The 26986-nt window shown below is 68.1% G+C and carries 25 protein-coding genes, 1 tRNA gene and 1 rRNA gene; 17 read left to right on the top strand and 10 right to left on the bottom strand.

The window, feature by feature from the left end:
- A partial coding sequence (locus tag VMJ70_10800) for a hypothetical protein (GenBank protein ID HTO91605.1) occupies positions 1–183 on the bottom strand: 183 nt, incomplete at its 3' end.
- 63 nt (positions 184–246) lie between these two features.
- Here VMJ70_10800 and ndhC point away from each other — a divergent pair.
- Positions 247–603: an NADH-quinone oxidoreductase subunit A gene (gene ndhC, locus VMJ70_10795; protein ID HTO91604.1), complete on the top strand. Its 357-nt coding sequence runs from the start codon at positions 247–249 to the stop codon at positions 601–603.
- The gene (locus VMJ70_10790) at positions 603–1775 is read left to right on the top strand and encodes an alanyl-tRNA editing protein (GenBank protein ID HTO91603.1); all 1173 of its coding nucleotides are present in this window, start codon (positions 603–605) and stop codon (positions 1773–1775) included. The genes ndhC and VMJ70_10790 overlap by 1 nt, the downstream gene beginning before the upstream one ends.
- On the opposite strand, the gene VMJ70_10785 is transcribed toward VMJ70_10790, so the two are convergent.
- Together VMJ70_10785 and mutM are read right to left on the bottom strand one after the other, a co-directional pair.
- Complete coding sequence (locus VMJ70_10785; GenBank protein ID HTO91602.1) at positions 1772–3232, bottom strand: DEAD/DEAH box helicase; 1461 nt, start codon at positions 3230–3232, stop codon at positions 1772–1774. The genes VMJ70_10790 and VMJ70_10785 overlap by 4 nt on opposite strands.
- A gap of 130 nt (positions 3233–3362) precedes the next feature.
- Positions 3363–4211 (bottom strand): bifunctional DNA-formamidopyrimidine glycosylase/DNA-(apurinic or apyrimidinic site) lyase, encoded by an 849-nt coding sequence (gene mutM / locus VMJ70_10780; GenBank protein ID HTO91601.1) that lies wholly within the window; start codon positions 4209–4211, stop codon positions 3363–3365.
- 118 nt (positions 4212–4329) lie between these two features.
- Here mutM and murQ point away from each other — a divergent pair, with 118 nt between their 5' ends.
- From murQ to VMJ70_10740, 8 genes are all read left to right on the top strand, one after another.
- Complete coding sequence (murQ, locus tag VMJ70_10775) at positions 4330–5250, top strand: N-acetylmuramic acid 6-phosphate etherase (protein ID HTO91600.1); 921 nt, start codon at positions 4330–4332, stop codon at positions 5248–5250.
- A gap of 55 nt (positions 5251–5305) precedes the next feature.
- Positions 5306–6508 (top strand): anhydro-N-acetylmuramic acid kinase, encoded by a 1203-nt coding sequence (locus VMJ70_10770; GenBank protein HTO91599.1) that lies wholly within the window; start codon positions 5306–5308, stop codon positions 6506–6508.
- Positions 6505–7872: a SpoIID/LytB domain-containing protein gene (locus VMJ70_10765; GenBank protein HTO91598.1), complete on the top strand. Its 1368-nt coding sequence runs from the start codon at positions 6505–6507 to the stop codon at positions 7870–7872. The genes VMJ70_10770 and VMJ70_10765 overlap by 4 nt, the downstream gene beginning before the upstream one ends.
- A gap of 132 nt (positions 7873–8004) precedes the next feature.
- A tRNA-Asp gene (locus tag VMJ70_10760) sits at positions 8005–8081 on the top strand.
- 254 nt (positions 8082–8335) lie between these two features.
- Positions 8336–8593, top strand: a complete 258-nt coding sequence (locus VMJ70_10755; GenBank protein ID HTO91597.1) for a hypothetical protein — start codon at positions 8336–8338, stop codon at positions 8591–8593.
- 67 nt (positions 8594–8660) lie between these two features.
- The gene (gene speD, locus VMJ70_10750; GenBank protein ID HTO91596.1) at positions 8661–9113 is read left to right on the top strand and encodes an adenosylmethionine decarboxylase; all 453 of its coding nucleotides are present in this window, start codon (positions 8661–8663) and stop codon (positions 9111–9113) included.
- A gap of 75 nt (positions 9114–9188) precedes the next feature.
- Entirely contained in the window at positions 9189–10082 is an 894-nt protein-coding gene (gene speB, locus VMJ70_10745) for an agmatinase (protein HTO91595.1), read from the top strand.
- The gene (locus VMJ70_10740) at positions 10072–11301 is read left to right on the top strand and encodes a class I SAM-dependent rRNA methyltransferase (GenBank protein HTO91594.1); all 1230 of its coding nucleotides are present in this window, start codon (positions 10072–10074) and stop codon (positions 11299–11301) included. The genes speB and VMJ70_10740 overlap by 11 nt, the downstream gene beginning before the upstream one ends.
- A 60-nt stretch (positions 11302–11361) precedes the next feature.
- Here the strand turns inward: VMJ70_10740 and VMJ70_10735 are convergent, their stop codons facing one another.
- The 6 genes from VMJ70_10735 to mazG all read right to left on the bottom strand — a co-directional run bounded on the left by VMJ70_10735 (position 11362) and on the right by mazG (position 16513).
- Positions 11362–11979: a hypothetical protein gene (locus tag VMJ70_10735; protein ID HTO91593.1), complete on the bottom strand. Its 618-nt coding sequence runs from the start codon at positions 11977–11979 to the stop codon at positions 11362–11364.
- Positions 11980–12073: 94 nt separating this feature from the next.
- Positions 12074–12937 (bottom strand): HNH endonuclease signature motif containing protein, encoded by an 864-nt coding sequence (locus VMJ70_10730; protein HTO91592.1) that lies wholly within the window; start codon positions 12935–12937, stop codon positions 12074–12076.
- Positions 12938–13446: 509 nt separating this feature from the next.
- The gene (locus tag VMJ70_10725) at positions 13447–14547 is read right to left on the bottom strand and encodes an aromatic ring-hydroxylating dioxygenase subunit alpha (protein ID HTO91591.1); all 1101 of its coding nucleotides are present in this window, start codon (positions 14545–14547) and stop codon (positions 13447–13449) included.
- 4 nt (positions 14548–14551) lie between these two features.
- Complete coding sequence (locus VMJ70_10720) at positions 14552–15331, bottom strand: enoyl-CoA hydratase/isomerase family protein (GenBank protein HTO91590.1); 780 nt, start codon at positions 15329–15331, stop codon at positions 14552–14554.
- Positions 15332–15344: 13 nt separating this feature from the next.
- A complete protein-coding gene (locus VMJ70_10715) occupies positions 15345–15698 on the bottom strand; it encodes a DUF1844 domain-containing protein (GenBank protein ID HTO91589.1) in 354 nt (117 codons plus the stop codon).
- A complete protein-coding gene (gene mazG / locus VMJ70_10710) occupies positions 15695–16513 on the bottom strand; it encodes a nucleoside triphosphate pyrophosphohydrolase (protein ID HTO91588.1) in 819 nt (272 codons plus the stop codon). The genes VMJ70_10715 and mazG overlap by 4 nt, the downstream gene beginning before the upstream one ends.
- A 117-nt stretch (positions 16514–16630) precedes the next feature.
- Between mazG and alr the strand changes: the two genes are divergently transcribed.
- From alr to VMJ70_10685, 5 genes are read left to right on the top strand one after another with little or no spacing between them, the layout of a single operon-like run.
- The gene (gene alr / locus VMJ70_10705; GenBank protein ID HTO91587.1) at positions 16631–17914 is read left to right on the top strand and encodes an alanine racemase; all 1284 of its coding nucleotides are present in this window, start codon (positions 16631–16633) and stop codon (positions 17912–17914) included.
- Positions 17915–17917: 3 nt separating this feature from the next.
- On the top strand, positions 17918–19084 hold the full coding sequence (locus VMJ70_10700; GenBank protein HTO91586.1) for a phosphopentomutase: 1167 nt from the start codon (positions 17918–17920) through the stop codon (positions 19082–19084).
- A complete protein-coding gene (cdd, locus tag VMJ70_10695) occupies positions 19081–19524 on the top strand; it encodes a cytidine deaminase (protein ID HTO91585.1) in 444 nt (147 codons plus the stop codon). The genes VMJ70_10700 and cdd overlap by 4 nt, the downstream gene beginning before the upstream one ends.
- Positions 19521–20471, top strand: coding sequence for a deoxyribose-phosphate aldolase (gene deoC, locus VMJ70_10690; protein HTO91584.1), 951 nt, complete (start codon positions 19521–19523; stop codon positions 20469–20471). The genes cdd and deoC overlap by 4 nt, the downstream gene beginning before the upstream one ends.
- Positions 20465–21781, top strand: coding sequence for a thymidine phosphorylase (locus tag VMJ70_10685; protein HTO91583.1), 1317 nt, complete (start codon positions 20465–20467; stop codon positions 21779–21781). The genes deoC and VMJ70_10685 overlap by 7 nt, the downstream gene beginning before the upstream one ends.
- A gap of 24 nt (positions 21782–21805) precedes the next feature.
- Here the strand turns inward: VMJ70_10685 and VMJ70_10680 are convergent, their stop codons facing one another.
- Positions 21806–23911 carry a PBP1A family penicillin-binding protein gene (locus VMJ70_10680; GenBank protein HTO91582.1) on the bottom strand — a complete coding sequence of 702 codons (2106 nt, stop codon included), beginning with the start codon at positions 23909–23911 and terminating at the stop codon, positions 21806–21808.
- 278 nt (positions 23912–24189) lie between these two features.
- Between VMJ70_10680 and tyrS the strand changes: the two genes are divergently transcribed.
- Both tyrS and VMJ70_10670 read left to right on the top strand, forming a co-directional pair.
- Positions 24190–25431 carry a tyrosine--tRNA ligase gene (gene tyrS / locus VMJ70_10675; GenBank protein HTO91581.1) on the top strand — a complete coding sequence of 414 codons (1242 nt, stop codon included), beginning with the start codon at positions 24190–24192 and terminating at the stop codon, positions 25429–25431.
- A gap of 359 nt (positions 25432–25790) precedes the next feature.
- Positions 25791–26986: ribosomal RNA gene (locus VMJ70_10670) — 16S ribosomal RNA — on the top strand; the annotation flags it as partial.

Here is a 26986-nt window from a genome sequence, read left to right as displayed (position 1 = left end):
CGGCACGACGACCCACGCGACCGAGAACCACCCACCGAACAGCGAAAGCGCCACTAACGCTAACGCAGCACCCACCGCGGCCAGTTGCAGAGTCCCCATCGTGCGATGCCGCCGTTCCTGCACGACAAGGCTGGCGCGGCGCTCCTCCATACGCAAGGAGTAGATTTCGCGGGGGTCCGGCATGGTTTTGCCTTCCTCATTATGACGGTTTCCACCACGATGTATAGGTGTTATATTGAGGTTGCCATGCCAGCGGGATACGTCCCGATTTTCATCTTCCTGGCGCTGGCGATCCTGTTACCGGTCGCCACAATTCTACTCGCCAAACTGATCCGTCCATCAGCCCCTTCCGCCACCAAGTTGGAACCGTACGAATGCGGCATCAAGCCGTTATCCGATTCCCGCGGCCGCTACACCGTACGTTTCTACATCATCGCTATTCTCTTCGTCATCTTCGATGTAGAAACGATTTTCCTGTTCCCGTGGGCCGTGCGGTACCGGCAGCTCGGCTGGTTCGGCGTGGCCGAGGTGGCCGTGTTCCTCGCCATCCTGGTGGTGGGGTACGTGTGGGCCTGGAAGAAGGGCGCGCTCGAGTGGGTCTGATGACCGAGCGGCTCTACTACGTCGATTCCTACCTCAAAGAATTCCGCGCCTCGGTGGTTGAGACTGCCGGCGACGGGCGCGTCTACCTGGATCGCACGGCGCTCTATCCGACCTCGGGCGGGCAGCCGCAGGACGGCGGAACGATTGCGGGCGTGCCGGTGGTCGAGGTGATCGACGAAGGCGAACGGATCGCGCACGTGACCGCCGCGGCGGTCCCGACGGGCGAGGTGGAGTGCCGCGTGGACTGGCCGCGCCGGCTGGATCACATGCAGCAGCACACCGGCCAGCACCTGCTCTCGGCCGCGTTCGAACGCACGCTCGACGTGGCGACGCTCTCCTGCCACCTGGGCGAGGAGCGAAGCACCGTCGAGCTGGCGCTTGCCGACGCCGACTGGAAGCTCATCGACCGCGTCGAGCAGGCCGCCAATCGGGTGATCTGGGAGAATCGCGAAATCCGGCTCCATTGGACGGACGATCAGCACGTCGGCCGCTTCGCGCTGCGCAAGCCTCCCAAGGTCACGGGTCGCATTCGCATCGTCGAGATCGCCGACTGGGATCTGTCGGCGTGCGGCGGGACGCACACCCGCCACACTGGCGAAGTCGGGGCGATCAAGATCGTGCGCTGGGAGAAGGTGCGGGGCAACGTGCGCGTCGAATTCCTGTGCGGCGCGCGTTCGCTCTCCGATCACGCCTGGCGCACCGAGGCGCTGCTGGAGGGCGCGCGCCGGCGCACCCTGAAGGATCGCGACCTGCTCGCCCATCTCGAAAGGGCGGCCGAGGAGCGCGACGCGCTCCGCAAGCGACTCGACGAGCTGACGGATCGACTGCTGCTGGCCGAGGCCCGGGAGCGGGTCGGCGATCCACCGCGCGGCGTGGCCGATCTCACCGAGTCGCGCTCGCGAGAAGAGGTGCGGCGGCTGGCGCTCAAGTGCCTGGAAGCGGGCGCTCCGTGGGCAGTGGTGGCCGCCGCGTCACCCGAACCGGTGCTGGTGGTGGCGCGCCGCAAGGGGCCGGGGCCGGATCTTCGACCGCTCGCCGAGACGCTGCGCGCGATCGCGGCCGGCAAAGGCGGCGGCGGCTCCGACTACCTCCAGATCACCGCCGCCGACGCCGACTCCCTGCGCGCGGCATTCCAGCGCGCGCGGGAGTTCGTCGAGAACCGCCCCGCCTAGCGCTTTCTCGCCGCCGGTCGCGGCGCGCGGCGCGGCCGCGTGCTCGAGCGCGATCCCGGTGATGCGCTCTTCACCGCCCGGGTCGCGGGCCGCGCGCCCTTCGGCGTCTTGCTGCCGGCCTGGCGATGGTCGTTGTTGCCCGAGACGGGTTTGAGCGGCGCGGCGGGACGCGCCGGTGGGGCCGTGGCCACCCGGCTGACCGCCGCCTTGGCGCCGGCCCCCTTGGGCACGGCCGCGATCTTGGAGGCGGCGAGCTGGAGTCCGGCGGCCATGCGACGCGCGAGCGGTGGTTCGTCGCCATAGCCCACCACCTGCTGGAACTCCGTCGGGTGCATGTTGTAGTCGAAGTCGGGCAGGAGCACGCGCGGGATCGCCCGTCCCACCAGCCGCTCGATCGCGGCGACGTTCTTCTGCTCCTCGGGGCTCATCAGCGTGAATACGTCGCCGGCCGCCTCGGGCGCGCCCGCTCGACCGAGCCGGTGCACGTAGTCTTCGGGCGTCTGCGGGACGTCGGCGTTGATCACGTGCGCCACGCCGGTCAGGTCGAGGCTGCGGGCCGCCGCGTCGCTCGAAGCCAGGATCTGGAGTCGGCCGCGCTTCAGATCGTCCACCAGCTGCTCGCGCTGGTTCTGACTCGGATGCTCGTCGAGAATCTGCACGGTGTAGCCGCGCTTCGCCATCTGGCGCGCGTAGCGCTCGGCGCCGGCCCGCGCGCGAGCCAGCAGGATGGTGTTGCGCACCTCCGCGCGCGAGAGTAGCTCGCTGAGCAGGTCCGACTTGAGATCGCGCGGCACGGGATAGATCGCCTGGGTGATCCCGGTGCCGCTCTTGCTGACCGGGGCGAGATCCACCCGCACCGGCTCGACCAGAGCCTCCTTGGCGAGCCGGTTGAGCTCGGGAGGCAATGTCATCGTGAACATCAGGGTCTGGCGCGTTTCCGGCAGCAGCTTGAGGAGCTTGCGCAAGTCGGTCGCGAGCTCCATCGCGATCATGCGATCGGCCTCCTCCAGCACCAGCACTTCGACATCCTCGAAATTGAGGACGCCACGCGCGTGAAGCTCGAGCAGACGACCCGGGGTGGCGACCAGCACGTCCACCGGATTCTCGCGCAGCATCTTCTCCTGCGCCGAGAGCGGGGCGCCCGTGAACACGACTCCGATCCGAACCTCGGTGAAGCGCGCGTAGTCGCGCGCCCGAGTCTCGACGTAGGAGGCCAGCTCGCGCGTCGGGGTGAGAACGATCGCCCGAAGACGCGGCGGACTGTCGAGCAGTCTCGCCAGGATGGGAAGGATGTACGCGCCGGTCTTGCCGCTTCCGCTCTGGGCATTGCCGATCAGGTCGTTGCCCTGGAGGATCACGGGGATGGCGCGGCTTTGAATGGCAGTGGGCTCGGTGAGCCCTGCCGCCCGCACGCCCTTTAGAATGGGCGCGGGCAGCCCGAGTGAGGCAAACGTCACGAGTCCTCCATGACGGATGGGTCGTGGAAACAGAATGGCTGTTACGGGATATGCCGGGTGGGGAACACCCCCACTGAGGGCAGGGGACAAGGTAAGCGGCCGCCGCCCCAAGGGCAACGATCTTTATAGACTATTTTTTCCGCTTTGTTGTTACTCGCGGCTGGCAGCTAGGGCAGAAGAAGGTGGACCGTTGCCCCAGGACCACCCGGCGGATCGCGGTGCCGCAATCGCGACAGGGCTGGCCGCCCCGGTCGTAGACGCGGAGCTGCTCGCCGTACTGCCCCGGCTCGTTCCAGAGCGTCCGGTACATGCTGAACGTGGTGCCGGAGCGCGCGATCGCCTCGAGGAGCACCTTTCTCGTGGAGCGGGCGATCGCGTTCCATTCGCGCGCGACGATCCGGCCGGCCGCCCGGCTCGGGTGAACGCGCGCGCGATGGAGGATCTCGCTGGCGTAGATGTTGCCGATGCCGGCGAGCTGACGCTGATCGAGCAGGAACGACTTGACCGCGACCCGCCGGCCGCGCGCACGCGCGGCGAGATCCTCGGCGGCAAACCCGTTGGCGATCGGATCGGGACCGAGAGATCTCAGCTCCGGTTCGTGGCCCAGTCGGTCGCTCGACACGACGCGCAGCAGGCCGAAGCGGCGAGGATCCTGGTAGCGGAGCGAGCTTCCGTCTTCGAACTCGAAGCGCGCGTGGACATGGGGCAGAGGCGCATCGGGCGGACTCGGCGAGAACAGCCAGCGCCCGCTCATTCCGAGGTGCGAGAGGAGCGTGTGGCCGCCGTCGAAATGGAGGAACAGGTACTTCCCGTGGCGGCCGATCGAGTCAATCCGTCGGTGCCGTAACCGTCGCACCGCCACCGGCGAGATCGGGCTTCGCAGCCGTTGGCCCGACAGCCGGATCGCTCTCACGGTGCGACCCACGACGTTGCCTTCCAGCATGCGGCGCACGGTTTCGACCTCGGGGAGCTCGGGCATTCGATCACGCTAGGGCTGGCGCGCGGCAGGGTCAACTCCGGCGGTTGCGGCCTCCCACGACGCGTGGCATCCTGCCCGGACGTCACGGATGACGTCCCATCCCGAGGTCCCACGCGCCATGGACGATCACGCGCGCTTCCATGAATTCGCCCGCCTTGCCACCGAGCAGCGCAATCCGCGCACGCTCGATCTCGACACGCTCGATACCCAGGCGCTCGTGGAGCGCATTTCGAGCGAGGATCGCACGGTTCCCGAGGCGGTGGCGCGCGAGCTGCCCTACGTCGCGCGCGCGGTCGAGCTGGTGGTGGCCTCCTTTCGCGAAGGCGGGCGGCTGATCTACGTGGGCGCCGGCACCAGCGGGCGGCTCGGCGTGCTCGATGCCTCGGAGTGCCCGCCCACGTTCGGCTCTCCGCCCGAGATGGTGCAGGGCGTTATCGCCGGCGGCCCCGGTGCGCTGGTGCGCGCCGTGGAGGGCGCGGAGGATCGAGAGGCCGAGGGCGAGGCCGCGATTCGCGAGCGGCAAGTCGGGCCGAAGGACACCGTGATCGGCCTGGCCGCGAGTCGCCGCACCCCGTTCGTGGTCGCGGCGCTGCGCGTCGCGCGCGAGCTCGGAGCGAGAACCGCCTACGTCACCTGCACGCCGCGCGAGGAGTTCCGTCTCGACGTGGACGTCGCGATCTGTCCGGTGGTGGGCCCCGAAGTGTTGATGGGCTCGACGCGCATGAAGGCCGGCACCGCGCAGAAACTGGTGCTCAACATGATCACCACCGCGGCGTTCGTTCGGGTCGGCAAGGCCTACGAGAACATGATGGTGGATCTGATGGCGACCAGCCAAAAGCTGGTCGAGCGCTCGCGCCGCACGGTGATGACCGTGACCGGCGCGAGCTACGACGAAGCCGGTCGCGCCATCGCCGCCGCGGGCGGCAGCGTCAAGACGGCGATCGTCATGCTCGGGCGCGGCGTGGATCGCGCCGCGGCTGAAGCGCGCCTCGCGCGTGCGGCCGGATTCGTGCGGCGCGCGCTCGAGGAGCAGCCGTGAGCGGCCCTCGCCGGCGATCCGGCGGCCGGCCACCCGGCGAGCCCATGCCGGACCGATGAGCGACGCCTGGACGCGCGTGCGCGAGTACGCCGGCCGGCGGGAGACGCGCGTCGTCGGTCTCATGACGGGCACCTCGGCGGACGGCGTGGACGCGGCTCTGGTCGAATTCATGGGCGGCGGCATCGCGGCGCGCCCCTCGCTCCGGGCGTATCACGAGACCCCGCTCGACGACGCCTTGCGCTCCGAGATCCTGGCCGCCGCTTCGGCCGAATCCCTCGGCCCTGAGCAGCTGATGGACCTGGACGCCGAGCTGGGAGAGCGCTACGCCCGCGCAGTCGGCGCCCTGCTCGAGCAGGCAGGAATCGGCGCGACCGAGGTGGACGCGATCGGCTCGCACGGGCAGACCATTCGCCATCTGCCACGCGCCGCCGGGAAAGGCGCCCGCACCTGGCAGATTGGCTCGGCCGCGATCCTCGCCGAACGCACCGGCATCGCGGTGGTCTCGGACTTTCGCAGCCGCGATACCGCCGCGGGCGGAGAGGGTGCGCCGCTGGTACCGATCGCGGACGCCTGGCTGTTCCGATCGTCCGAGGAATCCCGGGTGTTGCTGAACCTCGGCGGGATGGCGAATCTCACCTGGCTGCCGCGCGGGCGGGGCGACGAAGGGGCAATCGCCTTCGACACGGGCCCGGGTAACGCCCTGCTCGACGCGCTGGCGGGGCGGCGCAGCGCCGGGCGCGAGCGCTTCGACCGGGACGGCGCCTTCGCCGCCGGCGGAACGGCCGACGAGCGCTTGCTCGCCGAGCTGCTCGCCGATCCATTCTTCGCTCAGCCGCCGCCGCGCTCGACCGGACGCGAGCGTTTCGGCGCGGATTTCGCGGCCCGGCTCGCGGAGCGCGCCCGCGCGCTGGGGCTCTCGGAAGCCGATGCCGCGCGCACCGCCATCGAGCTGACCGCCGCCTCGATCGGCGAAGCGATCGAGCGCTACGTGCGGCCGCGCGGCGCGGTGGACGCCGTCTACGCAAGCGGCGGGGGAGTCGCGAACGCCACGATGATGGCGGCGCTCGAGCGGCGTGTCGCGCCGGCGAGGTTACATTCGCTCGCCGAGCTCGGCGTGCCTCCGGCCGCGAAGGAGGCGATGGCGTTCGCCCTGCTCGCCCACCTGACCTTGTGCGGAGCGCCGGGCAACCTGCCCGCCGCGACCGGGGCGCGGCATCGCGTGGTGCTGGGGCACCTCACGCCCGGAGCCTGGCGATGAGGCGATGGCCGCTCCGAATGCGGGCCGGCGCCGCCGTGGCGCTGCTCCCGCTGCTGGTCGCATCTTGCGCGCCGCCGCCCGCACCGCCCACTCCGCCGGGCGCGGGAGTCCCGACACCCGCGCCCGTGCCGCCGGCCGCGCCGCCGCCGGCTCCATTGCCGCCACTCGCCCTCCACGAGGAGCCGCTGGTGACGGTCGGGCTCGCATGGGACCGGGACACCCTGCAGCTCGCGGCGCTCGACAACGCCAGCTTCCGCCACGCCCCCTGGCCCGACGCCCGCGATCTCCCCTCGCATGGCTCGCTGAGGCTCCGGGCCGAGTCCTCGGGCGTGCGAGTCGAAACCCTGCGCGCAAAAGCCTGGGAGACCATGTTCGTGTCCTCGCCGCGCGACACCTGCTGGCTCGCGGCGCTCCAGCCCACGGGGCCGGTGGCGCGCTGGAACGGCAAGCAGTGGCGCGGAGCGCTCGGGGTGTTCCTCAACCCGCGCGGGCGCCTCACGCTGGTCGCGCGGCTGCCGCTCGAGACCTACCTGCAGGGCGTGGTGCCGAGCGAGATCGGAGCCCTGGGCGACGACCGTATCGAGGCGGGCAGGGCGCAGGCGATCGCGGCGCGCAGCTACACCCTCTTCTATCGCGGCCGGCGGGCGGCGGAAGGGTTCGATCTGTTCGGCACCGTCGAGGACCAGTTCTACGGCGCGGTCGAGAGCGAGAAGCCGCTCGCCACGCGCTGCGTCGCCGAGACGCGCGGCCAGGTGGCGGTGTGGGAGGGCCAGCCGATCCGCGCCAACTACTGCTCGACGTGCGGGGGCATCTCGGCCGAGGTCTGGGAGGCGTGGCCGACTCCGGCGCTCGGCTACCTCACCAGCCATCGCGACCGCGCGCACGGCACGGACTTCTGTTCCGGCTCGGCGCACTACCGGTGGCGGGAGACCTGGACGGCGGACGAGTTCATGGCCAACCTGGCGCGCTTCGGCCCCGCGAACGGGGTGCCGCCGCCGCCCTCGGGCTGGGGAGATCTGGTGGACGCCTCGGTGGCCTCGCGCTCGCGTTCCGGGCGGGTGTGGGACCTCCGAGTCACCACCACCACCGGAGTCGTCGAAATTCCCGCCTACGTCATCCGGCTGGTGCTGCGGCGCGGCGGCCAGCCCGGCGCCATTCTCCGCTCGAACCTGTTCAAGCTCGCCGTGAAGCGGGATCCGGCCACACGCGCGGCGACCGCGGTCGTGGCGAGCGGAGCGGGCTCCGGGCACGGCGTGGGCCTGTGTCAGACCGGCGCGCTCGCCATGGCCCAGGCGGGCGCGAAAGCGCGCGAGATACTCGAACACTACTATCCGGGCGCGCGGCTGGAAACGCTCTACCACTGAAGGCGCTCCGCGTGGGAGCCCGCGGGAAGCGCATGTTACAGCCGGCTCGCGGTTGACACTCTCGCGGCGCCGCGGATAACCTGCCGCGCTCTTGAGCCGTGTTCGCGACTCGCGATTACGGCCGTTGCCCGCGGGGTTGTAGTTCAGTTGGTTAGAACGCCTGCCTGTCACGCAGGAGGTCGCGGGTTCGAGTCCCGTCAACCCCGCCATTCCCTCCCGAAGGCTGAGGCCGAGTCGCTCCGGCGCTCGGTCGCCTCAGTTGCCTCGGTCGCCCGCCCGCCCGCTTCTCGGCCGGCGGGCTATTTTTCATTGACGGGTGGAGGGCGCTCCGTATACTGCCGGTGCCTTTGGAGACGAGCGCGCATCTCACAGTGGCACAACGCATCCGAATGCGCGTCGAGGACGGTGACGCCGGGCGAAACGCAGAGAGTTGCTGCGCAGCCGGGCTGACCGAGAGGGAGCCATGACGAGGAAGAAGGGAGTCCCCGAGGACGACGACTTCGGCATCGTGCCGGACGACGAAGCCGAGGACTACGGAGACGAAGAAGACGAGCTCGCCGATGACGAAGTCCTCGAGGACGACGAGTTCGATGACGATGATGATGAGGAGTACGGCGACGAGGACGAAGACTTCGAAGAGGATTTCGAAGACGACGAATACCTCGACGACGACGAAGAAGAGTTCGAAGACATGGCGGACGAGGACGAGGACGATCGGTAGCTGATCATGCGGATCGGATTCGGGAATCGGCGCGCATCGCGATGGTTGCGAGGAGGTGGCTGACGAAATGATCGGTTTCGGCCCACACCTGATGCTCGATGGCTATGGGTGTGACAAGGGCAAGCTTCAGGATCTCAACCTCATCTATCGGATCCTGGACGAACTTCCCACCCGGATCGGCATGACGAAGATCATGCCGCCATATGTGTTCAAGTACAGCGGGCTGAAACCAGAGGACTGGGGGCTCTCGGGCTTCGTCCTCATCGCCGAAAGCCACATCAGCATCCACACCTTCCCCGAGAAGAACTTCGTGAGCGTCGACATCTTCTCCTGCAAGCACTTCGACGCCGAGTTCGCTTCCGACTACCTCAAGAAGACGTTCGGGATGGTCAAGGTCGAGAGCACGGTTCTCGATCGTGGCACCGAGTTCCCAAAGACCCTGAACGGCGCCGCCCACCTGGTGCGCGCCGATCGACGCCGCGTGTCGCGTCCGGCTCGGGCCGCCGCCCGAACCGCGTAACTCCGCCTTCAATCGACGGGCCTCGTCCGGTTTCCGGGCGGGGCCCGAAGTGCGTTCGCGGTCGAGGAGGACCCGATGAAGCAACCCGACTGGCCGGTGGGACTCCCGTCCAATTTCGGCGGGCTCGCGGATCAGTTCGCCGCGCTCGAGCGCGCTGCCGCGGTGATCCTGCCCGCGCCCTACGATTTCTCCACCACCTATCAGGGCGGCACCCGGTGGGGTCCGCGCGCGATCCTCGCGGCCTCGCAGAACATGGAGCTGTGGGACGAGGAGCTGGGCGCCACCTACCAGCGCGGCATCCACACCCTTCCCGAGCTGGAGCCGACCGCGCTCGGGCCCGAGGAGATGGCGAAGCGGGTCGAGCAGGCGGTCGACTGGATCCTCGATCAGAAGAAACTGCCGGTCATGCTGGGCGGCGAGCACAGTCTCACCGCCGGAGCGGTGCGGGCCGCGTTCACGCGGTTCCCGAAGCTCAGCGTGCTCCAGCTCGACGCGCACGCCGACATGCGGGATCGCTATCTCGACTCGCGATTCAGCCACGCGTGCGTCATGCGCCGCGTGCGGGAAATGGTTCCGGCCGCCTCGGTGGGCATCCGCTCGCTGAGCGAGGAGGAACGGGAGTTTCTCGACGAACATCCCGCGCCGATCTGGAGCGTGCGGCAGTTTCGGGCGCTGAAGGGAGACTGGAGCCGGATCCTCGGCAGCCTGACCGATCACGTCTACGTGACCTTCGATCTCGACGCGCTGGATCCCGCGATCGTTCCGGGCACCGGCACGCCCGAACCCGGGGGACTCGACTGGTACGAAGCCGTGGATCTGCTCGCCGCCGTGGCGAGGCGCTCGAAGATTGTGGGAATGGACGTGGTGGAGCTGGCGCCGCTGCCCGGGCAGGTGACTTCGGATTTCCTCGCCGCGCGACTCACCTATCGCCTGATCGGACTCGCGCTCGGCGTCTCCCGTGACGGCTGAGATCGAGGCGGGCGGCCGCGCCGAGCGCGCACCGTCGCCGGAGCCGGTTGCGCGCCTTCTGTTGCGCCGGCACCAGGATCGCCGCGTCCGCGGCGGGCACCCCTGGGTGTTCTCGAACGAAATCGGAAGCATCGAGGGCCACTGTTCCGACGGCGATCTGGTCGAAATCTGTGACCATCGCGGGGCTTTTCTCGGGCGCGGCTACTGGAATCGCAGGAGCCTGATCGCGGCGCGCCTGCTCACCCGCGGCCGCGATGCCATTGATGTGGAGTTCTTCGTCCGGCGTTTCGAACGCGCGCGAAAATTCCGCGAGCGTGTGGTGCCGGGCGCCGAGGTGGCGCGCGTGGTCTACGGCGAAGCCGACCAGACACCCGGGCTGGTGGTGGACCGTTACGGCGACGTGCTGGCGGTCCAGATCCTGACGCTGGGGATCGAGCGGCGGGCCGGGATGGTCCGCGAGGCGCTCGAATCAGTGTGGAAGCCGCGGGGCGCCTGGCGCATGGCCGACTCGCCGCTGCGGCGGCTCGAGGGTCTGCCGCTCGACCGGGCGCCGTGGTGGGGTGAGGCGCCGGAGCGCGCCGAGGTGAGACTCGATGGCTTCGCGCTCGAGGTGAATTTCGCGCACGGCCAGAAGACCGGACTCTATCTCGATCAGCGGCTCAATCGGCGGCAGGCCGAGTCGCGCGCCGCGGGGCGCCGCGTGCTGGATCTCTTCTGCTACCAGGGCGAGTGGATGCTCCATGCACGGCGCGGAGGTGCGGCGAGCGTGCTGGCGGTGGACGCCTCCCAGCCGGCGTTGGATGCGGCAGCACGCAATCTCGAGCGCAACGGTGGCGCCGCCGGCGCGACGCTGCGGCGCGGCGACGTGTTTGACGTGGCGCGCGAGCTGGAAGCGGCCGGAGAGCGCTTCGGCATGGTGATCGCCGATCCGCCGGCGCTGATCAAGTCCGGCAAGCATCTGGCAGCGGGCGCGCGCGCCTATCGAGAGCTCAATCGGCTGGCGATGGGCCTGCTCGAGGAGGAGGGCGTGCTGATCACCTGTTCGTGCAGCCATCACCTCGACGACGCACTGTTCCGCCAGGTGCTGCTCGAGGCCGCGCGGCTCGCGAAACGGCCGTTCCGCGTGCTCGACTGGACCGCCGAGTCGCCCGATCACCCGCAGCTGCTGGCGGTACCGGAGACGCACTATCTCAAGTGCGCAGTGCTGCAGGCGCTGTAAGCGGTCAGCGAATTCGGCCGCCGATCGAGCGGTGCCTTGAGGTTGCCGGGCCTCGCGCGCCTACCTGTAAATCGACTTCAGCGTCCCCCAGGTCGTCGGTCGGACTGGCGTCATGGGATTGCAGGTAGCGCCGATGTATGACGCGACGATCGCTTCGTCGGCTCCCGTCACGCGGAGGTCTCCAGTGAAGTCCGCGTGGTAGTCGTCGGTACCGATCAGAGCGTGAACTGCGGCCTGATCCGCCGCCGTGACAGTGAGATCGCCGTCCATGTCGACCGAGGCCAGACCGCTGTCTCCCAGCCAGACGCCGTCGGCAAAGACCTGTACGATGGCCGATCCCGGGCTGCCTCCGACTCGAAGATCGAAGTCCACCTGGCCGCGGCTGTCGGTGAACTCTTGAATCGTCTTCGCTTGCAGATCCACGACACAGCCGGTGCACGCCATCGGGCACGGGTGGAACTGGGCGCAGGCTGAGAAATCGAGCACGACACTGGAGCCGACGATCGGGTTGAACGCGCGATCGTGTACCAGCACGTGCCCGTACAGGTGCCCTCCGGGTTCGCTATACATGTACTCCGAGACTACGGACGTGAATCGCGAAGGTTGGGCAGACGCGACCGAACCGATGCACGCGGTCGCAATGGCTGCCGCGACGATGGTGGAGTAGGGGGCCTTCATTCCGACCTCCTGAGGAGGCTGCAATGAACGAGATAGTCAGTGCTCCTTTTCTTTATTCTAGAGCGGGATCCAAAGGTCCGCCACCCCTGGCTCATTAATGCGGTCGTGCAGGCGTCGCAGTGGCGCTGGCTCGAGCTTCCGTGGCGGTGAGGCGCCTGCCGTTCATCAACGCAACTCCGAAGGTTCGCTCCGCCACGAACTGGTTGTGCGCTCGGCAGAGCAATCTCAAATTCGCGACGTTGCTCTCGCCACCCCGTGCGATCGGCACGACATGATCAAATTCGAGCCCGTGACGCGCGTCGCAGCGCTTCCCGTTGTCACCCACGAAGGCGCAGCGATTGCCGTCGCGCTTCGCAACTGCGCGCTTTACGCGAGCGGGGATATGTCTCGGGTCTCCTGACTTGCGCGGCGAGCGCTCCAAGGGCCGCAAGGTCGCCGCGAACTTCTTCTTCTCGAGATCCGCCACCAGGAGCTTCAGCGCCTTTCCGAGGACGTCCCCGAGCGAGCCGGTGATGGAGGCGCGGCCCAGCAGTTCTTGCGCACGCTGGAGATTTTCGTACGCCTCCTCATCGAGCGTTGCCTGAAGCGAGTAGGTCCGGGGCGCGACGGGAGTCAAACGGGGCGGCGCGGCTGGGGCCGGCGTGATTGGCGGCGGGGGTACCGGCTCAGCACCGGCCGCGAGCGTTGGAGACGAAACGACTGCCGCAGCCTCTCCAGAAGGCTTCTGTACTGGCCCCGGGGCCAGTTGAGGAACCGCAGAAGTCATGGGGAGGGCGATGCATCGCTCCGGCGGCGCCTGACCCGGGAAGCGATTCGCGATCAGTTTCTCGATCTGGCGCTTGGTCCTGTGCGTCGCCAGTCGCACCAGCTCGGTCACGTTCTCGGGGGTGAGATGCGGAGCGAGCAGCACGACACCCGCCAGATGAAGGCGGCCATCGGCAAGGGCTTCGAAGATCACTGGAAACTTCCTTCCCTGCCGGGCGACCCGGATGCGCTTGAGAGCCGCCCACTCGGACAGGTGCAGATCCCGAACGCAGAAGGCGTAAGTCGAGTCGCATCCTTCCGCGAGATGGAGCTTCCGAAATTCGTATTCCGCGATGTCGGCGAGAAAGCTGGCCGTTGCCGCGCGCTCTCCAGCGGCGGAAACCTTGACGTCTTGGCGAAGCTGGTCGTTGGTCCGGTGCAATCTCGAAAACGAGTTCATGGGACTTCCCGCGGGGGCGGGTGATCGGGGGCTGCACGTTATTTCATATCACGGCACTTTTCGACGCACGGATTTCAACGCAGATCGCGGATCGTGAGCGCAGCCGAGAATATTCATCGCACGAGCGCGAACCGCGTTTCGGGCGCATCGTGCGCGCGCTGGCGAGCACGCCAGAAAACACATCGAGCACTGCTCGCGCAGTGCTCGCACTTGAAGTCAAGAGACAAATTGTCTCGTTCGAGAATCTCGCTCGCGCGCTTCGCTCAGCCTGCGCCGAGCGCCCCGAGCAGCATCCGATGGAAATGATGCACACCCTGCTCGCGCGCCGGAGAGTAGCGGCCGCGCGTGTAGAGACGCGAGCGCATGCCGCGCTGGACGCTCTCCACCACCGCCTCGTCTTCGCGCTCGACGCGGTCGATCGAACCGCCGGCGCCGCGGTCGAGCCGCGACGCGTCCCAGACGTAGGGAAGGAACGAAACGCGCGTGAGGTCGGGGGCCAGCGGTCGCACCACGTTCACCGAGATGCCCCACGGATAGAGATTCAGCATGGTGTTGGGATAGAGCCACCACCAGTAGGCCGCGATCTTCCGGCCGAAGTCCGGCGAAGCCTTGGGCAGATCGAAGACCTCCTCTTCTCCACTGGCCACCCCGAGCTGCAGGCTCGATCCCTCGAACAACTCGGTCCGGTACTCGCCGTAGTCGATGGCCTCGGCCAGGCCGGCGTGCACGTAGGGGATGTGAAAGCCCTCGAGGTAGTTCTCGACGTAGAGGGCCCAGTGCGCCCGCACCAGGTAGTCGCGCGCGCGGGTCGCGTCGAACGCGGCATCGAACGTCTTCATCCAGCCGCAGCGCTGGTCGAGCGGCGCGAGCAGCTTCTCGAGAGGCAGTGCCGGGGCCAACGAGGCGAAGACCAGCTTGCCCCAGGCGCCATGCGGCACTTTCGGCAGATGATCCCGCTCCGACGGGAAGTTCTCGACCTGCTCGAACTCCGGCATCGAGAGGAAGCGCCCATCGAGCGCGAAGCGCCGCCCGTGGTAGCGACAGCGCAAGAAATTCTCGACCGAGTCGCCCTCGCACACCGGCGTGCCGCGATGCGTGCAGACGTTGGAGAGGCAATGCACGCGATCGTCGCGGTCGCGGGTCAGCAGCAGCGGCTCGCTCAACAGGCCATCGAGCAGCGTGAAGGGGTGCACCTGTCCGGGCACCTTGACGCGATCGAGATCCGCCACGAATTGCCAGCTCGGAACGAACACGCGATCGCGGGCGCGAGCGAACAGCTCGGGATCGGCGTAAAGGCGGCCGGGCAGCGTCTCGGCGCGCCGAATGTCCGGATCGACCTCGGGCAGCTCGGCCGGAGGCGTCACGCGGTCACTTGCCGAGCGTGCGCGCCACGTAGGCGCGCACCGCTTCCAGCACCTCGGGCGACGACCACGCCGCCAGCGTGGCGGCGTCTTCGGCCGCGCCGAACTGCCGGCAGGCATCGCGTGCCGGCCGGCGCAGCCGCTCCTTGCTCAGGCGATAGCTGGTCGGCGGCACCGCGGCGAGATCGCGCGCGATCTCCTCGGCGCGCGTGAGCAAGCGCTCCGGGTCGACCACTTCGTCCACCAGCCCGCGCGCGAGCGCCTGCTCGGGCTCGTAGGTGGCGCCGGCGAGCACGATCTCCTGCGCCACGTCAGGGGCAAGCGTGGCGCGGATGATCTCGATCACGAGCGTGGGAAACGGCACCCCCACTTTCAACTCGGGAAGACCGATCCGGCCATTGCCGCGGCTCATGACGCGCCGATCGCAGGCCAGCGTCAGCACGCCGCCGCCGGCAATCGCGTGCCCATTGACGGCCGCAACGGTCGGGCGCGGGAGGTAGAACAATCGCTCGAAGCACCGGCCGAGCGCCGGCAGAAACTCCCGGACGTAGGCGGCTCCGCCATCGCGCAACCGCACCAGGTCCACTCCCGCCGAGAAGATCGCGCCGGTGCCGGTGAGCACGATGGCCGGCGCGCCTTCGGCCTCGGCCGCCGCGAGTTCGGCTTCGAGCGCGAGCAAGAATTCCAGATCGAACGCGCTCGCTTTGCCATGCGCCAGCCGCAATAGCCGCGCCGGCCCGAGCATGCCGCGCTCGATCATCGGCGTGCGTGCGATCGGCGGAGTCATGCGATCGGCGGAGTCATTGGTTGGGCACTTCGCCGGACCCGCCGGACCCGCCGGATCCGCCGGGCGCGCCCTGGTCGGCGGGCGGCGTGGCGCCCGTGCTCTTCTTCACGGTGTCGAGGTAGTTCATGCGCAGCTCCGTCAGCACCTGGCGCAGCACACGCTCCTCGTCGGGCTCGAGATTGCCGCGCGTCCGCGCCTCGATCGCAGCCAGCGTGTCGATGGTGTCGCGCGCCACCTCGAGATTCGTCTCGATCTTGCGCGTGATCGGGTTCATCAGCTTGCCGAGCGCCATCATCCCGCTCTGCTGCAGCCCGAGCACCAGTTGAAGAAATAGCGCCGCGGCTCTCGAGGGTGTGGTCGAGTTCATGAAGTGCGCTCTCCGCCCAGCGCCGCGTTCAAGCGCTTGGCTTCTTCCCACAGCGCGTCCATTTCTTCGAGCGAGGCCTGCGAGGGCGACAGGCCGCGCTCGGCGAGCCGCCGCTCGATGTGATGGAAGCGGTCGCGGAATCGATGCGAAGCGGCGCGCAGCTCGCGTTCGGGATCGACGCCCAGGTGTCGCGAGAGATTGACCACCGAGAACAGCAGATCGCCGATTTCGCGCGCCAGCGCCGGCGTGGTGTCGCGACCCATCTCGCGCTCGATCTCGCCCAGCTCTTCGCGCACCTTGGACAGCGCCCCGGAGCTCTCGGGCCAGTCGAAGCCCACCGCACCCGCCTTCTCCTGAATGCGAAAGGCGCCGACCAGCGCCGGCAAGCCCTTCGGCTGCTCGCCCAGCAGCGAGACGTGCTCCGAGCCGCCGGATTTCTCGGCGCGCTTGATTTCCTGCCACTGGCGGTAGGCGCCGTCGCCGTCCGACACCTTGGCGTCGCCATAGACGTGCGGATGGCGCCGAATCAGCTTTTGCGCGGCGCGCTCGAGGCCGTCCGCCAGTCCCGGGCCTCCGCTTTCGCCCAGCAGCTCGAGGCAGAAGATCGCGAGGAACGCGAGATCTCCGAGCTCCTCGGCGGTCGCATCGGGATTCCCCGAGGCGATCGCCTCACCCGACTCGACCGCCTCTTCCGTGAGGTACGGCGTCATGCTGGCCAGGGTCTGCTCGCGATCCCAGGGGCAGCCGTCGGGACCGCGCAGACGCCGGCAGACCGCGACCAGTTCCTGGAACGCGGTGGATTCACGGTCGCTCATGCGCCGAGCATAGGGGAGGCCTTCGCGGCCGGCAAAGCGGCGCGCGTTGCCTCGTCTCATCGCGCCGACTATGCTGCGGTCGCTTCAGCGCGGCCGCGAATTCCGGAGAATCCACGCATGCCGATGCCCGTCTCCACCTGGGTGGAGGTGGATCTCGATCGTTTCGCCGCCAATCTGCGCGCGATCCGCTCGCTGCTCGCCTCGCGCGCGGGCGCGAGCGAGGGCGGGGCGGGTTCCGGGCGCGCGCGGCGCGCTCCTGCCGACATCCTGCTGGTCGTCAAGGCCGACGCCTACGGCCACGGCGCGGTGGAGATCGCCGAGGCCGGCGCCCGGGAAGGCGTCGCCTGCCTGGGCGTCGCGACGCTTCACGAGGGCATCCAGCTCCGTCAGGCCGGGTGCGAGCTGCCGATCATCGTGCTTTCGCCACTGGTTCCCGGCGAGATCGGCGAAGCGCTGAGTCACGGGCTCGACCCCACCGTGTGCGATCTCGAATTCGCCCGTGCGGTGTCGGCGGCGGCGGCGAAGTCGGGCCGCCCGGTGCGTTGTCACGTCGAGATCGACACCGGCATGGGCCGGATCGGCGTGCTCGAGGAATCGGCCGAGCAGTTCCTCGCCGAGCTGACGCGCCTGCCCGGCATCCGGCTCGCCAGCCTCTACACCCACTTCCCGGATGCCGACGCCGAGGATCTCGGCTTCTCTCAGCGCCAGTTGACGCGCTTTCGCGAGCTGGTATCGCGGCTGGCCGCACGCGGCATCCGGCCGCCGCGACTGCACGCCTCCAACAGCGCGGGGACCCTCAATCTGCCCGACGCGGGCTTCGACTGGGTGCGTCTCGGGCTCGCGGCGTACGGGCACCTGCCGCCCCATTCCCGCGCGGAGGTGCCACTCGAGCCGGTGATGGCGTTCAAGAGCCGCCTGGTGCAGGTGCGCGACCTGCCGGCCGGCGCCACCATCAGCTACGGCCGCACTTTCGTGACGTCGCGCCCGACCCGGAGCGGCGTGGTGGCGGTGGGCTATGGCCACGGCTACTCCTGGCTGCTCTCCAATCGCGGAGAGATGCTGGTGCGCGGGGCGCGCGTTCCGATCCTCGGACGGGTGACCATGGATCTGACCATGGTGGATCTCACCGAGGTGCCCGACGCCGCCCTCGGCGACGAGGTCACGCTGTTCGGTTCGCAGGGTGACGCGGTCTTGCCGCTCGAGGAGGTCGCGCGGCAGAGCGAGACGATCCCCTACGAGATCATGTGCACGATCGGAAAGCGGGTGACGCGCATCTACCTGCGCGAAGGCCGGCCGGTGAAACTGACTTCGCTGGTGGGCGAGAGCGCCGAATGGGCGGCGCAGGCGGCCGACCACTTCCGCATGCGCGCGCAGGCGCTGGCCGCCGCACGGCACCCCTGAGCGATGCGCGTCTTCCTGATCGTGCTGGATGGCGTGGGCGTCGGCGCTCTGCCCGACGCCGCCGACTACGGCGACGCCGGCAGCGACACGCTGCGGCACGTCGCCGAAGCCATGAACGGGTTGCGGCTGCCGAGGCTCGAGCGGCTCGGCCTCGGCAATCTGGTCTCGTTGCCCGGGGTGCGCGCGCTGTCGAGTCCCGTCGGCGCGCGCGGAAAGATGGGCGAGCGATCCAAGGGCAAGGACAGCACCACCGGCCACTGGGAGATGATGGGCGTGATCTCCGAGCGGCCGTTCCCCACCTACCCGCGCGGCTTCCCCGAAGACCTGCTCGAGCATCTCGCGCGCGAGACCGGGCGGCCATGGATGGGCAACGTGGTGGGATCCGGCACCGAGGTGATCGCCCGCTTCGGCGAAGAGCACCAGCGCACGGCCCGGCCGATCGTCTACACCTCGGCCGACAGCGTCTTCCAGATCGCGGCGCACGAGCAGACCCTCCCGCTCGAAGAGCTCTACCGGATCTGCCGCATCGTCCGGCGCGCGCTTCCGCCCGAGCACGCCGTCGGCCGCGTCATCGCGCGGCCCTTTATCGGATCGCCGGGCGCCTATACCCGCACCCCGAATCGGCGGGACTTCTCGCTCGATCCGCCCGAGCCCACCGTGCTCGATCGCCTGACCGCGGCGGGCTGGCCGGTGATCACCGTCGGCAAGGTGGACGACCTGTTCGCGGCTCGCGGCGTCACGGAAGCGATCCACACGCGCGGCAACGCCGAGGGCGAGGACGTGCTCGCTTCGCTGGCGCGCCGGGAGGGACAGGGGCTAGTCTTCGCCAATCTGGTGGATTTCGACCAGCTCTACGGCCACCGGAATGACGTCGCGGGTTTCGCGCGGGCGCTCGAGGAGTTCGACGAGCGCGTGGAGGAACTGCTGGGAGTGCTTCGCTCCGACGAGCTGTGCATGATCACCGCCGACCACGGCAACGATCCGACCACACCGAGCACCGACCATTCGCGCGAGTACGTCCCGCTGCTGATCGGCGGCCCGCGGGTGCGCCCGGGAGTGGACCTCGGCACGCGCGACACCTTCGCCGACGTCGGCGCGACGCTCTCCGAGCTGTTCGGCCTGACTCGGCCACCGGCGGGGAAGAGCTTTCTGCGCGAGGTGCGTGCGTGACGCCCGCCCGGCGCCGGACTTCGCGGTCCCCGAACCAGCGGCTGTGGCCTCCCGCGAGGCTGATCGGCGAGGCCGAGAAGGCGCGCCGTTTCTCGCATTCACCCTACTCGGGATTCGCGGTGGGGGCGGCGCTGCTCGGCCGTGACGGCCGGGTGACGCTCGGCTGCAACGTCGAGAACGCCTCGTTCGGGCTTTCGATCTGCGCCGAGCGCAACGCGATCTGGAACGCGGTGAGCGAGGGGCTTCGTGATTTCGAAGCGATCGCGGTCTCGGCCGGGAACCGGCACGGCGCCTCGCCGTGCGGCGCCTGCCGGCAGGTGCTCCACGAATTTGCGCCCGATCTCTGGGTGATCTGGCGGGGACCGGGCGGGCGCATTCTCGAACGCCGGCTGAGCGAGCTGCTCCCGTTCGCGTTCGACTTTCCGGGACGGTCGCGATGAGCCGCGAGCGCGATGAGCTGGTCGAGACCATTACCCGCGCGGTGATGGAACGGCTGCAGGGCGCCCCGGCGGAGAAGCCGGCGCCGCCCAGGCCGTCGGCTTCCGTGGCCAGCGCGCCCCCGCCGTCGGTGCGCGTCACCGAGACCAGCGATGCCGTCACGCGAGAGCGGCTCAGGATGTTCAGCATTTCGGGCGCCAGCGGCCCCGAGGAGACGCGAACGCTCCATTCCGCCGGCGCCGCGCGCGTGGTGGCGACGGTGGGCTACTGCCCGGCCTCCGACGGCCTCGCGTCGCTCATCGACCACACGCTGCTCAAGCCCGACGCGGATCGCGCGCAAATCGAACAGCTCTGTCGCGAGGCCGCTCAATACTGCTTCGCGTCGGTGTGCGTGAATCCCAACTGGGTCCCGGTGTGCCGGGAGCTGCTGAAGGGGAGCGGGGTCAAGGTCTGCACCGTGATCGGCTTCCCGTTCGGCTCGCATCTTCCCGACGTCAAGGCCTACGAAGCGCGCCGGGCGGTGGAGCAGGGCGCCGAGGAAGTCGACATGGTGATCAACATCGGTGCGCTCAAGTCCAAAGACTATGCGCTGGTGGAGCAGGACATTCGCGGCGTCGTGCAGGCGGTCGGGAAGGACACGGTGGTGAAGGTCATCCTCGAGACCGCGCTTCTCACGCGCGAGGAGAAGATCATGGGCTCGACGCTCGCCAAGGCGGCGGGCGCCGACTTCGTCAAGACATCGACCGGATTCGGCGGCGGGGGCGCCACCGTCGAGGACATTCAGCTCATGCGGGAAACCGTGGGCCCCGAGATGGGCGTCAAGGCGTCCGGTGGGGTGCGCACCAAGCAAGATGTCGAAGCCATGGTGGCGGCCGGCGCCACTCGCATCGGCGCCTCGGCGGGCGTCAAGATCGTGCGCGGCGAGGCCGCGGCTGGGAAGGGATACTGAGTTCCGCGCTCGATCCGCGCGCGTTCCTGCGCGTGAAGCGCGACGGCGGCCGGCACGCGCCCGAAGAGATCCGCGCGTTCATCGAGGGTCACGGCACGGGCGCCATTCCCGACTATCAGGTGAGCGCGTGGCTGATGGCCGCCTACCTGAACGGCCTCGACGACGCCGAGACCGACGCGCTCACTCAGGCGTTGCTCCACTCGGGCCATGTCTTCGACTGGAGCGCCCTGGGTCGTCCGACCGCCGACAAGCATTCCACCGGCGGCGTCGGCGACAAGATTTCCCTGATCCTCGCGCCGCTGGTCGCGGCCTGCGGGGTGCTGGTGCCGATGGTTTCGGGCCGCGGCCTCGGCCATACCGGCGGAACGCTCGACAAGCTCGAGAGCATCCCGGGTTTCCGCACGCGGCTCACGCCCGACGAGCTGCGCGCGCAACTCGATCGCGTCGGCGTGGTGATGGTCGGCCAGGGGCCGGACCTGGCGCCCGCTGACGGCCGGCTGTACGCACTGCGCGACGTGACCTCGACTGTCGAGCGCGACTATTTCATCGTCCCGAGCATCGTCAGCAAGAAGATCGCCGAGGGCGCCAGCGCCCTGGTCTACGACGTGAAGAGCGGAAGCGGCGCCTTCATGAAGACCCGGGACGCCGCGCGCGGGCTGGCGCGCCGGCTGGTGGCGACCTCGCGAGCGCTGGGCGCGCGCGCCGCGGCGTTCGTCACCGACATGAGCTGGCCGATCGGCGAGGCGGTGGGGAACGCGCTCGAAGTGACCGAGTCGTGGCGGGTGCTCCGTGGCGAACGGGTGGCCGGCACGCGAGAGCTGACCCTCACGCTCGCCGCCGAGATGGTTTCACTGGCCGGCGAAGCCCCTCGCCAGAAGTCGCGAGAGCAGGTGGAGGGGGCGTTGGATTCCGGCGCCGCGCTCGAAAAGTTCGAACGCATGGTGGAGGCCCAGGGCGGCGATCTCTCCGAGCTGCGCGCAAAGGGAAGTTTGCACCCGGCGCCGGCCAGCGTGGAGGTCGTCGCGGACCGCGAGGGCGTCCTCGCGGGCTGCGAGTGCGACCGCCTGGGCGAGCTGTTGGTGGAATGGGGAGGCGGCCGCCTCCGCAAGGAGGACGCGATCGATCCGCGCGTCGGGCTCACGATGTTGCGCTCGCGTGGAGAACGCGTGAAGCGCGGTGAAGCCTTCGCACGACTGATGCTGGCCCGCGAGGATCGCGTGGCCGCGGCTCGCGTGGCGGCATGCTTCTCGATCGAGGCCACGGCGCCGCCGGCGGCTCCCGCCGATCTGGTGTTCGAGCGGCTGGAATGAGGCGCGAGCCCGCTCGCGCCGGGCTCAGCGAATCTTGATGTGCTCCCGATCGCGGGCGCGATCCGAGCGATCGAGTTCCCTGAGGTCGGGATGCGCGACCTCGGTGGTGGTCGAGAGCGCGGGCGTCACCGGCGGCGACAGCGGTTTGCCGGGATGCGCGCTGCAGTATTCGGTCGGCTCCGAGCCCTCGCTGAACATCTCGTTGGTGACGTCGGGACAGGCATCGGTCGCCAGCATTCCGGTTTCGGCGCACACCTGACGCGTCACCATGCCCGCCGGCATCGAGAAATCCTCGGTGGGCCGCCCGCGGGTTGCGCCGATCATGAAGTCGGTCCACACCGGAAGAGCGGCGCGAGCGCCCGTCATGTTGGCCCCGATCGTCTTCTTCACGTCGTAGCCGACCCACACACCGCACACCAGGCTCGGGATGTAGCCCTCGAACCAGGCGTCCATGTACTCGTCCATAGTGCCGGTCTTGCCGGCCGCGGGCAGCAGGAAGCCGCGGTCGCGCGCGGGATGCCCGGTGCCGTGGTCCATCACGCTCTCGAGCATCGAGGTCATCACCGCCGCGGTTTGCGCCGACAACACCTCGGTGGGACGCGGCGCGTTCTTCTCGAGCACGGTGCCGTTCCGGTCTTCGACGCGCAGGATGAACAGCGGGTCGTTGCGAACGCCGCTGTTCGCGAACACGCAGTACGCCGAGGTCAGCTCGAGCAGCGTCACCTCGCTGCTGCCGAGCGCCATCGAGAGGTTCTGGCCGATCGGGCTGCGGATACCCATCCGCCGCGCGTAGCTCGCCACCAGCGACGTTCCGACCTTGCGCAGCAGCTTGATCGCCGGGATGTTGATGGACTGCTGGAGCGCGTACCGAAGCGTCACCGGCCCCCGGAACGTGCGGTCATAGTTGGCGGGCTGATAAAGCGTGCCGTCGCCGGCCGGGAACGACACGGGCTCGTCCACGATCACGTCGGTGGGCCGGAAGCCGTTGTCCATAGCCGCCACGTACACGAACGGTTTGAACGCCGAACCCGCCTGGCGCCGCGCCTGCACCGCGCGATTGAAGTTGCTCTGATTGAAGTCACGACCGCCGATCAGCGCGCGGATCGAGCCGTTGTGCGGGTCGATCGCCACCAGCGCGCCCTGCAGGTAGGGCGTGCCCTCGGCGGCGCGCGCGCTGTCGCCCTCGGGAGGCACGAAGTTGGCGCGCGTCTCCTTGAGCCTGAGCTCGGCCTCGAGCGAGGTCAGCTGCTTCTCGAGCGCGCGCTCGGCGACCTGTTGCAGATCGATGTCGAGCGTGGTGTAGACCTTCAGGCCCGACTCGTACACGGCGTTCGAGCCATAGCGTTCCTCCAGATGCTGGCGGATCATTTCCACGAAGTAGGGCGCGCGATCGTTGCTGTAGCGGACCGTGGTCACTCCGAGCGGAGCGTGAATCGCGTTGTCGAACTCGACCTGGGTGATGGACTTGGTCACCAGCAGGTTGCGAAGCACCTTGGAGCGCCGCGCGAGTGCCGCATTGGGCCGGCGACGCGGTGAATAGAGGCTGGGATTGGCGGGAAGCCCCGCCAGCAGCGCGCACTCGGGCAGCGTGAGGTCCTGGATCGGCTTGCCGAAGAAGGTCTTGGCGGCGGCCTCGACCCCGTAGGCGCCTTCGCCGAAGTAGATCTGGTTGAAGTACATCTGCAGGATCTGATCCTTCGAGTAGGCGCGCTCGATGCGCATGGCGAGCGCGATCTCCTTGAGCTTGCGGGTGATCGTGCGCTCGTGGGTGAGGAACAGGTTGCGCGCGAGCTGCTGCGTGATGGTGCTGCCGCCCTCGGCGCGCCGCATCTTCAGCACGTTGGTGATCGCGGCGCGGGCGACGCCCCACAGGTCTACGCCCCAGTGCTCGTAGAAATTGCGATCTTCGGTCGAGAGCGTCGCGTTGATCAGGTTCCGCGGCACCAGGCGCAGCGGGATGACCGAGCGGTTCTCCTTGTAGAACTCGTGGAGCACCCGGCCGCGATCATCGAACACCAGCGTCTTGACCGGGGTCTGGATCGCCGTGAGCTGGTCCGGCGAGGGAAGATCACGACCCAGCCACTGGACGATGCCGAACACGGCGCCGGCCGCGCCGAACAGCGCCACCATGACCAGCAGCAGGAACTGCTTCCAGGGAAAGCGGCGCGCGGCGCGAACCGCGGTGTCTTGGACGGAGGACGGAAGATTCAGAACGGGCTCCTTGGCGGCCGGAGTCTAGGTGTCACGCTCACGGAGGGTCAACTCTGCGTCGGTTTGGATGAGTCGATGCTCGAGCGCGACGCCTCCCCGCGAAGTCGCGGCGCCGCGCGGAGTTGTTGGCCGGGACTCTGCCCACTAGTATCGCGCCCTTCGTCATCGGCGCATTCGGGCGGGAGCTTGAGAAAACCATGACACCGGAACGTCAATTCGAGCTGCTGGCGCGGGGGACCGAAGAGATCCTGCCCGAAGGTGCGCTGCTCGAGCGCCTTCGGCTCGCCGCGCGAGAGAATCGGCCGCTGCGCGTCAAACAGGGGTTCGATCCCACCGCGCCCGACATCCATCTCGGCCACACGGTCGGATTGAGAAAGCTCCGCCAGTTTCAGGATCTCGGCCACCGAATCGTGCTGATCGTCGGCGACTACACCGCGATGGTCGGAGATCCGAGCGGTCGCAACAAGACGCGCCCGCAGCTCGAACAGGCGGAGGTCGAGGCCAACGCGCGCACCTATCTCGAGCAGTTCTACCGCGTGCTCGATCGCGATCCCGCGCCGCCGCGACTGCCGGTCGAGGTTCGGCGCAACAGCGAATGGCTCGGCAAGATGAGCTTTCTCGAGGTCGCGCGTCTCTGCTCGCGCTACACCGTGGCGCGCATGCTCGAGCGCGACGATTTCGCGAAACGATTCGAGGCACAGCACCCGATCGCGCTCCACGAGCTGCTGTATCCCATGATGGTGGGCTACGACTCGCTGATCGTGAAGGCCGACGTCGAGCTCGGTGCCACCGAGCAGAAGTTCAATCTGCTGATCGGCCGCGTGATCCAGGAGGACTACGGCGAGCTGCCGCAGATCGCCATGACGCTTCCCGTGCTGCCGGGCCTCGATGGCAAGCAACGCATGAGCAAGAGCCTGGGCAACTACATCGGCGTGGCGGATCCGCCGGCCGACATGTTCGGAAAGGTGATGAGCCTTCCCGATTCCGTGCTGGAAATGTTCTGGCGGCTGGTGACCGACGCCGACGCCGACGAGCTGAAGGCGATCGAGCGCGAACTCGGTGACGCGGGCATCAATCCGATGTCGATCAAGAAGCGGCTCGGGGAGCGTCTGGTTCGCATGTATCACGGCGAGGAAGCGGCACGGCGCGCGCGCGAATCGTTCGAGGCGCAGTTCAGCCGAAGGGAAGTGCCGCGGGATCTGGCGGAGTTCGGCCGCGCGGCGGTGACGGCCGCGGCGAAGGATGGAGGACGGCCGAAGTTGCTCGAGTTCCTGCTCGCGGCGGGTTTCGCCGAGTCGCGCGGGGCGGCCCGGCGACTGATCTCGCAGGGCGCGGTGAGTGTGGACGGGGAAAGGGTCGGCGACCCTGAAGCCGCGCAAGACCCCGGCCATCCGTTCGTGCTGCGCGCCGGGCGGAAGATGAAGCGGTATGTGCCTTAACGCTCTGTGCTGTAGCTACTTGCGCGGATGATGCGGGAGCTGGCAAAAACCCTTCCGCCGGGGGGTTGACAGAACCGGCCGACGCCGCCATATTGCTGTCGCTGCAGGGAATTGTGCCCTCTCAAGATTCTTCGGTTGACTTCACCCCACGACAGAGGCTAAGTTCCCCGTCCGCTTTTTCCGCAGGAAAGAGCGAGATCGACTTCGTTCTTTGATAATTGAATAGCGCACGCAACTTCTGAATGCCCGCGCGAGGCCCGCGCACATCGTCTCGATTTCGAGGCGTGGGTGCGGTTTCATTTCCTTGCAAATGATCCAGGCGGGTGGGCTTCGGCCTGCTCGCTTGATCTCCGTTTTTTACCACGGAGAGTTTGATCCTGGCTCAGAACGAACGCTGGCGGCGTGGATTAGGCATGCAAGTCGTACGCGAAAGAGGGGGTAACTCCTCGAGTAGAGTGGCGAACGGGTGAGTAACGCGTGAGAAACCTGCCTTCATCAGGGGGATAACACTCCCAACGGAGTGCTAATACCGCATGAGACCACGGGATCGCATGGTCCTGAGGTCAAAGGTGGCCTCTATTTATAAGCTATCGGTCGGAGATGGCTTCGCGTCCCATTAGCTAGTTGGCGGTGTAAAAGACCACCAAGGCGACGATGGGTAGCTGGTCTGAGAGGATGGTCAGCCACACTGGGACTGAGATACGGCCCAGACTCCTACGGGAGGCAGCAGTCGAGAGGCTTCGGCAATGGGGGAAACCCTGACCGAGCGACGCCGCGTGGAGGATGAAGGCCCTTGGGTTGTAAACTCCTTTTGCTGGGGAAGAAATGCGATCAGGTGAACAATCTGGTCGTTTGACGGTACCCGGCGAATAAGCTCCGGCTAACTCCGTGCCAGCAGCCGCGGTAACACGGGGGGAGCGAGCGTTGTTCGGAATCACTGGGCGTAAAGGGCGTGCAGGCGGTCAAGTAAGTGGAATGTGAAATGCCTCGGCTTACCCGAGGATCTGCATCCCAAACTGCTTGGCTTGAGTACGGGAGAGGATGAGGGAATTCCTGGTGTAGCGGTGAAATGCGTAGATATCAGGAGGAACACCGGTGGCGAAAGCGCTCATCTGGCCCGATACTGACGCTGAGGCGCGAAAGCTAGGGTAGCGAACGGGATTAGATACCCCGGTAGTCCTAGCCGTAAACGGTGAGCACTAGGTGTTGGAGGCATCGACCCCTCCAGTGCCGCAGCTAACGCACTAAGTGATCCGCCTGGGGAGTACGGCCGCAAGGTTGAAACTCAAAGGAATTGACGGGGGCCCGCACAAGCGGTGGAGCATGTGGTTTAATTCGACGCAACGCGAAGAACCTTACCCAGACTTGACATGCAGTGGACGGGTGTGGAAACACACTTTCCCTTCGGGGCCGCTGCACAGGTGCTGCATGGCTGTCGTCAGCTCGTGTCGTGAGATGTTGGGTTAAGTCCCGCAACGAGCGCAACCCTTGTCCTTAGTTGCTAACGGATAATGCTGAGCACTCTAAGGAGACTGCCGGTGATAAACCGGAGGAA

The sequence above is a fragment of the Candidatus Sulfotelmatobacter sp. genome (genome assembly GCA_035498555.1).
Lineage (GTDB): Bacteria > Eisenbacteria > RBG-16-71-46 > RBG-16-71-46 > RBG-16-71-46 > DATKAB01.
This window is presented reverse-complemented; position numbering and strand designations above follow the sequence as displayed.

Coding starts and splice junctions, on each gene's coding strand:
- VMJ70_10755 (HTO91597.1), top strand. CDS start 8,336: ATGACGAGGAAGAAGGGAGTCCCCGAGGACGACGACTTCGGCATCGTG.
- tyrS (HTO91581.1), top strand. CDS start 24,190: ATGACACCGGAACGTCAATTCGAGCTGCTGGCGCGGGGGACCGAAGAG.
- VMJ70_10720 (HTO91590.1), bottom strand. CDS start 15,331: ATGACTCCGCCGATCGCACGCACGCCGATGATCGAGCGCGGCATGCTC.
- ndhC (HTO91604.1), top strand. CDS start 247: ATGCCAGCGGGATACGTCCCGATTTTCATCTTCCTGGCGCTGGCGATC.
- alr (HTO91587.1), top strand. CDS start 16,631: ATGCCGATGCCCGTCTCCACCTGGGTGGAGGTGGATCTCGATCGTTTC.
- deoC (HTO91584.1), top strand. CDS start 19,521: ATGAGCCGCGAGCGCGATGAGCTGGTCGAGACCATTACCCGCGCGGTG.
- VMJ70_10735 (HTO91593.1), bottom strand. CDS start 11,979: ATGAAGGCCCCCTACTCCACCATCGTCGCGGCAGCCATTGCGACCGCG.
- VMJ70_10680 (HTO91582.1), bottom strand. CDS start 23,911: ATGGTGGCGCTGTTCGGCGCGGCCGGCGCCGTGTTCGGCATCGTCCAG.
- murQ (HTO91600.1), top strand. CDS start 4,330: ATGGACGATCACGCGCGCTTCCATGAATTCGCCCGCCTTGCCACCGAG.
- speB (HTO91595.1), top strand. CDS start 9,189: ATGAAGCAACCCGACTGGCCGGTGGGACTCCCGTCCAATTTCGGCGGG.
- VMJ70_10715 (HTO91589.1), bottom strand. CDS start 15,698: ATGAACTCGACCACACCCTCGAGAGCCGCGGCGCTATTTCTTCAACTG.
- speD (HTO91596.1), top strand. CDS start 8,661: ATGATCGGTTTCGGCCCACACCTGATGCTCGATGGCTATGGGTGTGAC.
- VMJ70_10790 (HTO91603.1), top strand. CDS start 603: ATGACCGAGCGGCTCTACTACGTCGATTCCTACCTCAAAGAATTCCGC.
- VMJ70_10765 (HTO91598.1), top strand. CDS start 6,505: ATGAGGCGATGGCCGCTCCGAATGCGGGCCGGCGCCGCCGTGGCGCTG.
- VMJ70_10770 (HTO91599.1), top strand. CDS start 5,306: ATGAGCGACGCCTGGACGCGCGTGCGCGAGTACGCCGGCCGGCGGGAG.
- mutM (HTO91601.1), bottom strand. CDS start 4,211: ATGCCCGAGCTCCCCGAGGTCGAAACCGTGCGCCGCATGCTGGAAGGC.
- mazG (HTO91588.1), bottom strand. CDS start 16,513: ATGAGCGACCGTGAATCCACCGCGTTCCAGGAACTGGTCGCGGTCTGC.
- VMJ70_10700 (HTO91586.1), top strand. CDS start 17,918: ATGCGCGTCTTCCTGATCGTGCTGGATGGCGTGGGCGTCGGCGCTCTG.